Raw genomic sequence first — 13,079 nt, 5'->3', positions numbered from 1 at the left:
ACTAACTCTCTTACAACCGAGAGAAATCATTGAAAAGTGCAAGCCCCATTAACAGCACCAGCAAAATCGAGCCAATGCGATAACTAAAGTCTTGAACTCGCTCGGATACCGGCCCGCCTTTTAGCTTTTCAATCGCTAAAAACAGCAGATGACCCCCGTCTAAAACGGGAAGCGGGAACAGGTTGATGATCCCAAGGTTCACGCTAATGAGCGCGAGAAACATGAGATAGTAAATCACCCCGAACTCCGCTGACATCCCAGCCCCCTGAGCTATCGAAATTGGCCCACTGAGGTTGTTCAGTTTCACATCACCGGTTATCAATTTCCCCAACATGTTTACCGTCAGCTTCATCAGTTGCCATGTTTTATCCGTGGCTTCAAGGATGGCGCTAAACGGCCCATACTGGCGTATTGTCTTGTACTCATCTGGCAGCGGGATCACTTTAGGCACAACGCCTGCAAACCCTTCTGCCTTTTTGCCGACCGATTTGCTATCCGGGATCAGCGTCAGCGAGAGTGGACTACCCTGCCTTTCAACTTCCAGCGCGAGCGACGTACCCGGATTATCGCGCACCAGAGTAACAAAGGTCATCCACTGTGTTAATGGCTGACCATCGACTTTAACGATCCTGTCGCCAGCTTGCAAACCCGCTTTGCTCGCCGCCGAATTTGCCTGAACTTCGGCTAATATCGGTTCGATCTGCGCACCACGTGGGCGAATCCCCAGCGCGGAGACGGGATCTTCTTTGTCTGGCTCGAAACTCCAGTGACGCAAATCCAGCACTTTATTCTGTCGCTGGTCAGAACCAAACGGTGACACGCTGACCGTGGTCTGCTCATCACCGATTTTGGCTACCAGTTGCAGTCGCACGGCATCCCAATCAGGGGTTTCGATACCATCAATCGCTTTAAGTTCCATCCCCGGCGTAATTTGCGCACTCGCCGCGATGGAATTGGGGGCGATTTCACCGACAACCGGACGCACGCCCGGAACGCCGATGATAAACACCAGCCAGTAAGCGAAGATAGCAAAGATGAAATTGGCTACCGGTCCGGCAGCAATGATGGCGGCACGTTGTCCAACGGTTTTGTTATTAAACGCGCGGTGTCGAAGCTCAGGGGCCACAGGCTCAACACGTTCGTCGAGCATTTTGACGTAGCCACCGAGCGGGATAAGGGCGATGACAAATTCCGTGCCGTGACGGTCAGTACGCGTCCAGAGTGATTTGCCAAAACCGATGGAGAACCGCTCTACGCGCACACCGCAACGGCGAGCAACCCAGAAATGGCCAAATTCATGCACGGTAATCAGTACACCCAGTGCAACAATGAACGCCGCCAGATTCCAGAGAATGCTCAGCATAAAACCTTCCGTTAAATCGTCCCGAATACCAGTAAAAGCAGACAAGCAAACACGGGAACAGCCGCTGTCAGGCTGTCAATGCGATCCAGTATCCCGCCATGCCCTGGAATCAGGTGTCCGCTGTCCTTAATCCCTGCTTCTCGCTTGAACATACTTTCGGTTAAATCACCGAGTACCGAGGCCAGCGCGGCAAAAATCGAACACACCAGCAGTATTGACGGTGCAATGTCCAGATTCGCCCAGACGCCATAGCCCCAGGAGATAATCGCTGCCGTAAACAGGCCGCCGATGAATCCTTGCCAGGTTTTACCAGGCGACACTTTCGGAGCCAGTTTATGTTTGCCGAACAGTTTACCAAACATATAGGCCCCAGAGTCAGCCCCCCAGACCAGAATCATCACATAAAGCAGCCAAATCGCACCGCTGTAGTGGTTTTCGTCGTAGTGCCAGGCGCGCAGAGCCACCATGCCCCAGAAAAAAGGCACGATGGTAAGAAGACCAAATATAAGGCGCAGCACTTTTGAGTTGCGCCATAACGCCGCGGAGCCTGGATAAAAAAGCACCAAAACAAGGGCGGCGATCCACCAGGCCAACGATACCCACAGGGACCCGGCAACCAGTGGTTGGTGAATATCATGGTGATATTCAGGCAAGGTAAACAGCATCAGGGCCAGGATCAAGCCACAGAGTACCGCCAGCCATACCCGCTGACTGCGCGACGTAAAGCCGCTAAACTGTCCCCATTCCCACGCGGCCAGCATACACACCACCAGCGTGACAATAGCAAATCCCACCGGGGGCAGTAAAAACAGCGCCGCAATGACAATGGGTATTAATACAAAAGCGGAAATCAGGCGATACTTCAGCAAAAGCTACCCCCATCAGGCTTTGTCGCCACCAGGCTCGGTGCCGCCGAAACGACGCTCTCGATTGGCAAAGGCATGCAGCGCACCTTCAAAGTCTTGTTCATCAAAATCGGGCCAAAGCACATCCGTAAAGTAAAGTTCGGCATAGGCAATTTGCCACAGCAAAAAGTTACTTATGCGATGTTCTCCCCCTGTCCTAATTACCAAATCCACAGGTGCCAGTTCATTCATGCAGATTTGCTTGCTCAGCGCGTCTTCATCAATTTGGTCGGGTCTCAACAACCCTTCCTGAACCTGTTCGGCCAGGTGCCGAACCCCCTGGATAATATCCCAGCGTCCACCGTAATTCGCCGCGATATTCAGCGTCAGACCCGTGTTATTTTCAGTCAGCGCTTCTGCTTTACGAATCCGTTCCTGCAAACGTGAGTTAAAACGACTGGTTTCGCCAATGACACGCAGGCGCACATTGTGGCGGTGCAGGCTTTTTACTTCGCTGTCGAGCGCCCACACAAACAGTTCCATCAACGCAGTCACTTCCTGCGCAGGTCGATTCCAGTTTTCACTGCTAAAAGCATAGAGCGTTAACGCATCAATGCCGTTATTGGCGGCAAAAGAGACGGCGCGGCGAACAGATTTCGCCCCAGCTTTATGCCCAAAGGCTCGTATCTTCCCTTGTCTTTTCGCCCAGCGGCCATTGCCATCCATGATGATTGCTACATGACGGCAGCCATGAGCTGGCAAGTTTTCGCTTATTGGTTGATTCGCAGACAACATAACGCGTTTTTAGTCCCTGAAAAGGATTTAACGGTACTCAGGAATACTGAAGCCTATACGTAAAAAAGCCGTGTCAAACCACGGCTTACCTGACCACTTAAAGTCAAATACCTGCGATCAGGTGGCGCAGACTATATCACCGAAGCCCAACGCTAACAAATAGCACGACGACTAGTGCTTGCTTTATCACCAGCTTGCGAGACGTGTCACCTGTTTGCGCGCAATAATACGAGCCTGCTCATCTACCGCCAGCACCTCTTCCACGCTTTGAGGTTCGCGCAGATCCATCAACTCCAGTACCGACAAATTCAGCATAGCGATATCGGTGAAACGGATCTGCTGATTCAGAAATGCTTCAACGGTAATTTCATTGGCTGCATTGAGTGCCGTCGTCGCCGCCTGCCCCTGGTCAAAGGCATTCATTGCAAGCTTAAGACACGGATAACGATCGTAGTCAGGTTCACTGAACGTCAGCGAACTCAGCTTGCAAAAATCGAGTGGCTTCACGCCAGATTTCACGCGTTCAGGCCATGCCATTGCATGTGCAATTGGCGTACGCATATCCGGCTCTCCCAGCTGTGCCAGCACGCTGCCGTCCTGATAGCGCACCATCGAGTGAATCACCGATTGCGGGTGGATCAGCACTTCCATCTGTTTCGCCGACGCGTTAAACAGCCAGCGAGCTTCAATGTATTCCAGACCTTTGTTCATCATAGTGGCAGAGTCAACGGAGATCTTACGCCCCATTGACCAGTTCGGATGACGGCACGCCTGATCCGGCGTCATTGCGCTCAGTTCAGACAGTGGCGTTTCACGGAACGGGCCACCAGACCCGGTAAGCAAAATCGATACAACCCCATTCTGCTCCAGGTCAGCGTACCCCAGGTTCTGCTGAAAAGGTTGCGGTAAACTCTGAAAAATGGCGTTGTGCTCGCTGTCGACCGGCAAAAGTCGTGCTCCGCGCTGCTTAACCGCCTCCATAAACAGGCGTCCGCAGGTCACCAGCGACTCTTTATTCGCCAGCAGAACATCTTTACCAGCATCGATGGCGGCCAGCGTCGGCAGCAACCCAGCCGCGCCAACAATGGCGGCCATCACCTGATCGACCTCCTCCAGCGCGGCCATCTCACAGGCAGCCTGCTGCCCGCTCAGAACCTCAGTACGACTGCCCTTCTCTTGCAGAGCGGCTTTCAGCTGGCGGGCGCTCTCTTCGTCATCCATTACCGCATAGCGGGGCGTAAACTCCAGACACTGCTCGACCATTCGCTGCACATTCTTCCCGGCCACCAGTGCTGTCACGGTGTAAAGCGCAGGGTTGTGGCGTACAACGTCGAGAGTGCTGCAACCGATAGATCCGGTTGAGCCAAGGAGAGTTAAATGCTTCATGAGATGCCCGAAAAAAGTTAGACCAGATAAAAGCAAAACGCCGCCAGCAAGACCCGAAGTCCCTCTGAACGGCGTTTATCAGTGTAAGACAGAAATCAGAACTGCATCAGTTCCGCTTCTTTATCTGCCAGCGCCGCATCAATTTTCTTGATGGCAGCGTCAGTCATTTTCTGAATGTCGTCCTGTGAACGACGATCGTCATCCTCACTGATCTCTTTTTCTTTCAGCAGCGCTTTCACTTTATCGTTAGCGTCGCGACGGACGTTACGCACGGAAACACGACCCTGCTCGGCTTCGCCACGCACCACTTTGATCAGGTCTTTACGACGCTCTTCGGTCAGTGGAGGCAGTGGAACACGGATATCAGCACCCGCAGAGCTTGGGTTCAGACCGAGGTCAGATGCCATGATCGCTTTCTCAACCGCCGGGCCCATAGAGCGATCGAACACGTTGATTTTCAGCGTGCGGGTATCTTCTACGGTCACGCTCGCCAGCTGGCGCAGAGGGGTAGGCGTACCGTAGTACTCTACGATGATGCCATCCAGCAGGCTTGGAGAAGCACGGCCAGTACGGATTTTGCTGATTTGGGTTTTGAACGCTTCTACGCATTTTTCCATGCGTACTTCAGCATCTTTTCTGATGTCGTTAATCACGTTACGAATCCTTGAAAACTTGTCTCAGGCAGACTATCCGCCAGCACAGTGCTACAGGTGTGCTAAGTATAGTCGCGTTTAATTCATGACAACGCCAATGGCGCGTCCGGGTAAGATACCACTTCAAAATAAAGCGGAATCTTACCTGTATTTATCGCCGACGGAAATTATTCCGTGATCAATGTGCCTTCTTTTTCGCCCATGACCACGCGGCGCAGTGCGCCAGGCTTATTCATATTGAAGACACGGATCGGCAGTTTGTGGTCGCGAGCCAGCGTGAAGGCGGCAAGATCCATCACTTTCAGCTCTTTTTCCAGCACTTCGCTGTAGGACAGCTGATCGTACATGGTGGCAGAGGGATCTTTTGCCGGGTCGGCGGTAAACACGCCATCCACTTTGGTTGCTTTCAGCACCACATCGGCTTCGATTTCGATACCGCGCAGGCAGGCAGCGGAATCGGTTGTAAAGAACGGGTTACCCGTACCGGCGGAGAGGATCACCACGCGGTTGTTGCGCAGCAGGCTGATCGCTTCTGCCCAGCTGTAGTTATCGCAAACGCCATTCAAAGGAATAGCGGACATCAGGCGGGCATTCACATAGGCACGATGCAACGCATCACGCATTGCCAGACCGTTCATCACGGTTGCCAGCATACCCATATGGTCGCCCACAACGCGGTTCATCCCCGCTTTCGCCAGACCAGCACCACGGAAAAGGTTGCCACCGCCAATGACCACGCCGACCTGAATACCCAGTTCGACAAGTTCTTTGATCTCCTGTGCCATGCGGTCGAGAATGCTTGCGTCAATACCGAAGCCTTCCGATCCCTGCAGCGCTTCGCCACTCAGCTTAAGCAGAATGCGTTTGTACACGGGTTTTGCATTGGTAGCCATGTTTCTTTCCTGAGACTGTCAACGATTAAGATGGGAGTTAATTCTGGCGACATAGTATGTCGCATACCAGCACAGCGATACGGGATCCTGTCTGATTTTCGTCTGACGGGTGACAAAAAGAAGCCGCCCTCAGGCGGCTCCTTTTTCATCATTAAGACTGCTTGGACATTGCAGCAACTTCTGCTGCGAAGTCAGTCTCAACTTTCTCGATGCCTTCGCCCACTTCGAAGCGGATGAAGCCAGTTACGTCAGCGTTGTGCTCTTTCAGCAGCTGAGCAACGGATTTGCTTGGATCCATAACGAAAGGCTGGCCAGTCAGAGAAACTTCGCCGGTGAATTTCTTCATGCGGCCTTCAACCATTTTCTCTGCGATTTCTTTTGGCTTACCAGACTGCATCGCGATGTCCAGCTGAACCTGGTACTCTTTCTCTACCACTTCAGCAGACACGTCTTCTGGTTTAACGAATTCTGGTTTGCTTGCAGCGATGTGCATTGCCAGCTGTTTAACCAGCTCTTCGTCAGCGCCTTTAGCCGCAACCAGAACACCGATACGCGCACCGTGCTGGTAAGAACCCAGAACGTCGCCTTCCAGGGACGCTACGCGACGGATGTTGATGTTCTCACCGATTTTAGCAACCAGCGCAACACGTTCTTCTTCGAACTGTGCTTTCAGAACTTCAACGTCAGTGATTTTGCCAGCAACAGCTGCGTCCAGAACTTTGTTAGCAAATGCCTGGAAACCACCATCTTTAGCAACGAAGTCAGTCTGGCAGTTAACTTCCAGAATGATGCCGTAGTTGCCGTCGATTTTAGTGATGATCACGCCGTCAGCAGCAACGTTGCCTGCTTTTTTAGCTGCTTTGATCGCACCGGATTTACGCATGTTTTCGATTGCCAGCTCGATGTCGCCGTTCGCTTCAGTCAGCGCTTTTTTGCAATCCATCATGCCTGCGCCAGTACGCTCGCGCAGCTCTTTTACCAGGGATGCGGTAATTTCAGCCATTCTTAAATCCTCGGGAGATGTGAACTGCCCGGCCTGCGGCCAAACAGTATAAATTGAAAAAAGGGGCCGATAATGGGCCCCTATTCATACACGGTACTAATAAGGGGTGAAACCTTATTATTCAGCTTCTACGAAGCTTTCTTCCGCCTGAGAAGCCAGATCCTGGGAACGGCCTTCACGAACGGTAGCAGCTACAGCGCTCAGGTACAGGCTAACAGCACGGATTGCGTCGTCGTTACCCGGGATAACGAAGTCAACACCGTCCGGATCGGAGTTGGTATCAACGATAGCGAATACCGGGATACCCAGGTTGTTAGCTTCTTTGATTGCGATGTGCTCGTGGTCTGCATCGATTACGAACAGCGCGTCTGGCAGGCCGCCCATATCTTTGATACCGCCCAGGCTGTTTTCCAGCTTGTCCAGCTCACGAGTGCGCATCAGCGCTTCTTTCTTAGTCAGCTTGTCGAAAGTACCGTCCTGAGACTGGGTTTCCAGATCTTTCAGGCGCTTGATGGACTGACGAACAGTTTTCCAGTTGGTCAGCATGCCGCCCAACCAGCGATGGTTCACGAAGAACTGGTCGCAGCTGTTAGCAGCATCTTTCACAGCTTCGCTTGCAGCGCGCTTAGTACCAACGAACAGAATCTTACCTTTACGGGAAGCGATCTTGTTCAGCTCAGCCAGGGCTTCGTTGAACATTGGTACAGTTTTCTCAAGGTTGATGATGTGAACTTTGTTACGCGCGCCGAAGATGAAAGGCTTCATTTTCGGGTTCCAGTAACGGGTCTGGTGACCGAAGTGAACACCAGCCTTGAGCATGTCGCGCATGGAAACAGTTGCCATGTTTAAAACCTCTATATTGAAAGTTGGGGTTATGCCTCCACGTATCCCATATTACCGACCCCGAAGGGCACCCCGGAATATGTGCCGATACGTGTGTGTTGTTACACAAAGTGAGATATATCGCTCCCGTCCAGCCTGTGTATCTGAGATGGATCGGAAGTCCGGCGCGCTTTATACCACAAATCACGACCAGAAACCAATAATTGTTGGCGTAGTGTGCTGTTAATGATTCTCAGTTTGGCACGGGGTGCGCCTGACTGATACCATTGACGGTACTTAGACTAGTATTGTCGAAAAAATCGACACCGATGGACAGATTACATGGCTATCTCTATTAAGACCCCTGAAGAAATTGAAAAGATGCGCGTCGCCGGTCGTCTGGCCGCGGAAGTGCTGGAAATGATCGAGCCGTTCGTGAAACCGGGCGTCAGCACCGGCGAGCTGGACCGCATCTGTAACGACTATATCGTTAACGAGCAGCACGCGGTCTCCGCCTGCCTCGGCTACCACGGTTTCCCGAAATCCGTCTGCATTTCTATAAATGAAGTGGTGTGCCACGGTATTCCGGATGACGAAAAACTGCTGAAAGATGGCGACATCGTCAACATCGACGTCACCGTCATTAAAGATGATTACCACGGTGACACCTCGAAGATGTTTATCGTGGGCAAGCCAACCATCCTGGGCGAGCGCCTGTGTAAAGTGACGCAGGAGAGCCTCTACCTGGCGCTGAAGATGGTGAAACCGGGCATTCGCCTGCGCACCATTGGTGCCGCTATCCAGAAGTTTGTCGAAGCGGAAGGTTTCTCCGTGGTTCGCGAATATTGTGGTCACGGCATTGGCCGCGTCTTCCACGAAGAGCCGCAGGTTCTGCACTACGATGCGGATGACGGCGGCGTGGTGCTGCAAAAAGGGATGACCTTCACCATCGAGCCGATGGTCAACGCGGGTGACTACCGTATCCGTACCATGAAAGATGGCTGGACGGTGAAAACCAAAGACAGAAGCTTGTCTGCACAGTACGAGCATACTATTGTGGTAACAGACAACGGCTGCGAAATTATGACGTTGCGCAAGGATGACACCATCCCGGCAATACTGACGCACGATGAATGATAAAAAAGCCGGCAAATGCCGGCTTTTTTAATGGCGATAGCTTTTTCTTATGGGTGGCACACGATGAGTAATCTATTACCCGAACAGTATGCTAACACAGCACTTCCCACCCTCCCCGACCAGCCCGATAACCCGGGCGTCTGGCCGCAGCACGAGCTGAGCTGTGCCGGCATCAAAGCCCATATGGATGTCTTCCAGCGCTGGCTGGGAAGCGCGTTTGATGCGGGCATTTCCGCCGAACAGCTCATTGAAGCGCGCACCGAATTTATTGACCAGCTTCTGCAACGCCTGTGGATTGAGTACGGGTTCGGGCAGGTCAGCGACGTGGCGCTGGTTGCCGTCGGGGGCTATGGCCGCGGTGAGCTGCATCCGCTTTCCGATATTGACCTGCTGATCTTAAGCCGCAAAAAACTGCCGGACGAACAGGCGCAGAAGATTGGCGAATTGCTGACGCTGCTCTGGGATGTGAAGCTGGAAGTCGGCCACAGCGTACGCACCCTGGAAGAGTGCCTGCTGGAGGGACTATCGGATCTGACCGTTGCCACCAACCTGATTGAAACCCGCCTGCTGATCGGCGACGTCGCGCTGTTCCTGGAACTGCAAAAACACATATTCAGCGACGGCTTCTGGCCATCAGAAAAGTTCTTCGCCGCTAAGGTAGAGGAACAAAATCAACGCCACCAGCGCTATCACGGCACAAGCTATAACCTTGAACCGGATATCAAAAGCAGCCCCGGCGGCCTGCGCGATATCCACACATTACAGTGGGTAGCCCGTCGCCACTTTGGCGCCACCTCGCTGGATGAAATGGTGGGTTTTGGCTTTTTAACCGAAGCCGAGCGAAACGAGCTCAACGAGTGTCTGCATCTACTGTGGCGCATTCGTTTTGCCCTCCATCTTGAACTTAATCGCTACGATAACCGTCTGTTGTTCGACCGCCAGCTCAGCGTGGCCCAGCGCCTTCACTACAGCGGCGAGGGTAACGAACCGGTTGAGCACATGATGAAGGATTTCTTCCGCGTGACCCGACGCGTTACCGAACTCAACCAGATGCTATTGCAGCTGTTCGACGAAGCTATTCTGGCGCTGACGGCCGACGAAAAACCGCGCCCCATTGATGACGAGTTTCAGCTACGCGGTACGCTTATCGATCTGCGTGACGAAACGCTGTTTATGCGCGAGCCGGAAGCGATCCTGCGGATGTTCTACACCATGGTCCGCAACAGCACGATCACCGGGATCTACTCCACCACCCTGCGCCATTTGCGCCATGCGCGCCGCCATCTGACGCAGCCGCTGTGCTATATCCCGGAAGCGCGTTCGCTGTTCCTGAGCATGCTCCGCCATCCGGGCGCCGTCAGTCGCGGACTGCTGCCAATGCACCGTCACAGCGTACTGTGGGCCTATATGCCGCAGTGGTCGCACATTGTCGGGCAGATGCAGTTCGATCTGTTCCATGCCTATACGGTGGATGAACACACGATCCGCGTCATGCTCAAGCTGGAAAGTTTTGCGAAAGAAGAGACGCGCTCCCGCCACCCGCTGTGCGTTGAGCTGTGGCCACGGCTGACCCATCCGGAGCTGATCCTGATTGCCGCCCTGTTCCACGATATCGCCAAAGGCCGCGGCGGTGACCACTCGGTGCTCGGCGCGCAGGACGTGCTGAAATTTGCCGAACTGCACGGTCTGAACTCACGTGAAACACAGCTGGTGGCCTGGCTGGTGCGCCATCACCTGCTGATGTCGGTCACCGCACAGCGTCGTGACATTCAGGACCCTGAAGTGATCAAGCAGTTTGCAGAAGAGGTACAAACAGAAAACCGTCTGCGCTATCTGGTCTGCCTGACGGTGGCCGATATCTGCGCCACCAACGAAACGCTGTGGAACAGCTGGAAGCAGAGCCTGCTGCGTGAACTGTACTTTGCGACCGAAAAACAGCTGCGCCGCGGAATGCAAAACACGCCGGACATGCGCGAGCGCGTGCGCCACCATCAGCTGCAGGCTCTGGCCCTGCTGCGGATGGACAACATTGATGAAGAGGCGTTGCATCAGATTTGGGCCCGCTGTCGTGCCAACTACTTTGTCCGTCACAGCCCAAACCAACTCGCCTGGCATGCGCGGCATCTGCTGCAGCATGATTTGTCGCAGCCGATGATCCTGCTCAGCCCGCAGGCGACGCGCGGTGGTACCGAGATCTTTATCTGGAGCCCGGACCGCCCTTATCTGTTTGCTGCGGTATGCGCTGAACTGGACAGACGAAACCTGAGCGTGCACGACGCGCAGATTTTCACCACCCGCGACGGCATGGCGATGGACACCTTTATTGTGCTGGAGCCGGACGGCAGCCCGCTGTCGTCGGATCGTCATGAGGGGATACGTTTTGGTCTGGAGCAGGCCATCACTCAGCGCAGCTGGCAGCCGCCGCAACCGCGTCGTCAGCCCGCGAAACTGCGCCACTTTACCGTCGATACCGAGGTCAATTTCCTGCCGACCCACACCGATCGTAAATCGTTCCTGGAGCTCATTGCCCTGGATCAGCCAGGTCTGCTCGCCCGCGTCGGTCAGGTCTTTGCCGATCTGGGAATTTCGCTCCACGGGGCCCGAATTACAACCATTGGCGAGCGAGTAGAAGATTTATTTATAATCGCAACAGCGGACCGGCGTGCCCTTAATAATGACCTGCAACTTGAAGTGCAACAACGGTTGACAGCAGCCCTCAATCCAAACGATAAAGGGTGACGTGTTTTTTAGTGAAATGGAAAGAGTAAACAATGCAGCAGTTACAGAACGTTATTGAGTCCGCTTTTGAGCGTCGCGCCGAGATTACCCCGGCAAATGTGGATACCGTTACCCGCGAAGCGGTTAACCAGGTGATTTCTCTGCTGGATTCCGGCGCGCTGCGTGTAGCAGAAAAAATCGACGGTCAGTGGGTCACTCATCAATGGCTGAAGAAAGCCGTGCTGCTCTCTTTCCGTATCAACGATAACCAGGTTATCGACGGAGCTGAAAGCCGCTACTTCGATAAAGTGCCAATGAAATTCGCTGATTACGACGAAGCGCGTTTCCAGAAAGAAGGCTTCCGCGTAGTGCCACCTGCTGCGGTGCGTCAGGGCGCGTTCATCGCCCGTAACACCGTACTGATGCCATCCTACGTAAACATCGGTGCCTATGTAGACGAAGGCACCATGGTGGATACCTGGGCTACCGTGGGCTCCTGCGCGCAGATCGGTAAAAACGTTCACCTGTCCGGCGGCGTCGGCATCGGTGGCGTACTGGAACCCCTGCAGGCTAACCCAACCATCATCGAAGACAACTGCTTCATCGGCGCGCGCTCTGAAGTGGTAGAAGGCGTGATCGTTGAAGAAGGCTCAGTGATCTCCATGGGCGTTTACATCGGTCAGAGCACCCGTATTTACGACCGTGAAACCGGCGAAATCCATTACGGCCGTGTTCCGGCAGGCTCCGTGGTTGTTTCCGGCAACCTGCCGTCTAAAGATGGTAAGTACAGCCTGTACTGTGCGGTTATCGTGAAGAAAGTGGACGCGAAAACCCGCGGTAAAGTGGGCATCAACGAATTGCTGCGCACCATCGATTAATCGGATATAACAAAAAGCGGGGGCAACCCCGCTTTTTTCATATCTGAGGGTGGCGAAAATAGATTTTTTCGTTAATTATTCAAAGGTTATGTTGAGATCAAGGGTACCGCTATGTACGATAATCTGAAAAGTCTGGGCATTACCAATCCTGATGAAATTGATCGTTACAGCCTTCGCCAGGAAGCCAACAACGACATTTTAAAAATCTATTTTCACAAGGACAAAGGAGAGTTTTTCGCCAAGAGCGTGAAGTTTAAATATCCACGCCAGCGTAAGACCGTCGTCGCAGACGGTGTAGGACAGGGATACAAAGAGGTTCAGGAAATCAGCCCCAACCTGCGCTATGTGATCGATGAACTCGATCAGATCTGCCAGCGCGACCGTACCGAAGTCGATCTCAAGCGTAAGATCCTTGACGATCTGCGTCACCTTGAAAGCGTTGTGACTAATAAGATCAGCGAGATTGAAGCGGATCTTGAGAAATTAACGCGTAACAAATAAGTTGGGTGCGGCCTGATGTTGCCCCCCCCCCCCCCCCCCCCCCCCCAGCCGGGGGGGGAAAAAGACGACGAAGAGCGTGGCAAGG

12 protein-coding genes are annotated in these 13,079 nt (G+C 53.4%); 4 read left to right on the top strand and 8 right to left on the bottom strand.

Annotated features, from left to right (window positions below):
* Positions 1-10: 10 nt before the first annotated feature.
* The 8 genes from rseP to rpsB form a co-directional block, all read right to left on the bottom strand.
* Entirely contained in the window at positions 11-1,363 is a 1,353-nt protein-coding gene (rseP, locus tag AK59_RS0121735; RefSeq protein ID WP_029883817.1) for a sigma E protease regulator RseP, read from the bottom strand.
* 11 nt (positions 1,364-1,374) lie between these two features.
* A complete protein-coding gene (gene cdsA, locus AK59_RS0121730; protein ID WP_013095657.1) occupies positions 1,375-2,232 on the bottom strand; it encodes a phosphatidate cytidylyltransferase in 858 nt (285 codons plus the stop codon).
* Positions 2,233-2,244: 12 nt separating this feature from the next.
* Entirely contained in the window at positions 2,245-3,003 is a 759-nt protein-coding gene (gene ispU / locus AK59_RS0121725) for a (2E,6E)-farnesyl-diphosphate-specific ditrans,polycis-undecaprenyl-diphosphate synthase (RefSeq protein ID WP_028028110.1), read from the bottom strand.
* A gap of 186 nt (positions 3,004-3,189) precedes the next feature.
* Positions 3,190-4,389, bottom strand: coding sequence for a 1-deoxy-D-xylulose-5-phosphate reductoisomerase (gene ispC / locus AK59_RS0121720; protein WP_029883816.1), 1,200 nt, complete (start codon positions 4,387-4,389; stop codon positions 3,190-3,192).
* A 95-nt stretch (positions 4,390-4,484) separates the two neighbouring features.
* The gene (frr, locus tag AK59_RS0121715; RefSeq protein ID WP_008501909.1) at positions 4,485-5,042 is read right to left on the bottom strand and encodes a ribosome recycling factor; all 558 of its coding nucleotides are present in this window, start codon (positions 5,040-5,042) and stop codon (positions 4,485-4,487) included.
* A 167-nt stretch (positions 5,043-5,209) separates the two neighbouring features.
* On the bottom strand, positions 5,210-5,935 hold the full coding sequence (gene pyrH / locus AK59_RS0121710; protein WP_003856194.1) for a UMP kinase: 726 nt from the start codon (positions 5,933-5,935) through the stop codon (positions 5,210-5,212).
* Positions 5,936-6,086: 151 nt separating this feature from the next.
* The gene (gene tsf / locus AK59_RS0121705) at positions 6,087-6,938 is read right to left on the bottom strand and encodes a translation elongation factor Ts (protein WP_008501911.1); all 852 of its coding nucleotides are present in this window, start codon (positions 6,936-6,938) and stop codon (positions 6,087-6,089) included.
* Between the two features lie 117 nt (positions 6,939-7,055).
* Positions 7,056-7,781 (bottom strand): 30S ribosomal protein S2, encoded by a 726-nt coding sequence (gene rpsB, locus AK59_RS0121700; protein ID WP_013095653.1) that lies wholly within the window; start codon positions 7,779-7,781, stop codon positions 7,056-7,058.
* Between the two features lie 321 nt (positions 7,782-8,102).
* On the opposite strand from rpsB, the gene map reads away from it, so the two are divergent.
* From map to AK59_RS0121680, 4 genes are all read left to right on the top strand, one after another.
* Complete coding sequence (gene map, locus AK59_RS0121695; protein ID WP_013095652.1) at positions 8,103-8,897, top strand: type I methionyl aminopeptidase; 795 nt, start codon at positions 8,103-8,105, stop codon at positions 8,895-8,897.
* A 63-nt stretch (positions 8,898-8,960) separates the two neighbouring features.
* Complete coding sequence (gene glnD, locus AK59_RS0121690) at positions 8,961-11,636, top strand: bifunctional uridylyltransferase/uridylyl-removing protein GlnD (RefSeq protein ID WP_013095651.1); 2,676 nt, start codon at positions 8,961-8,963, stop codon at positions 11,634-11,636.
* A gap of 32 nt (positions 11,637-11,668) precedes the next feature.
* A complete protein-coding gene (gene dapD / locus AK59_RS0121685; RefSeq protein WP_013095650.1) occupies positions 11,669-12,493 on the top strand; it encodes a 2,3,4,5-tetrahydropyridine-2,6-dicarboxylate N-succinyltransferase in 825 nt (274 codons plus the stop codon).
* A 111-nt stretch (positions 12,494-12,604) separates the two neighbouring features.
* Positions 12,605-12,994, top strand: a complete 390-nt coding sequence (locus AK59_RS0121680; protein ID WP_008501916.1) for a DUF3461 family protein — start codon at positions 12,605-12,607, stop codon at positions 12,992-12,994.
* Positions 12,995-13,079 lie beyond the last annotated feature (85 nt).

This window comes from Enterobacter sp. T1-1 (genome assembly GCF_000710795.1).
GTDB classification, from domain to species: Bacteria; Pseudomonadota; Gammaproteobacteria; order Enterobacterales; family Enterobacteriaceae; genus Enterobacter; species Enterobacter cloacae.
The sequence above is the reverse complement of the archived record's forward strand: the minus strand, read 5'-3'. Positions and strand labels throughout refer to the sequence as shown.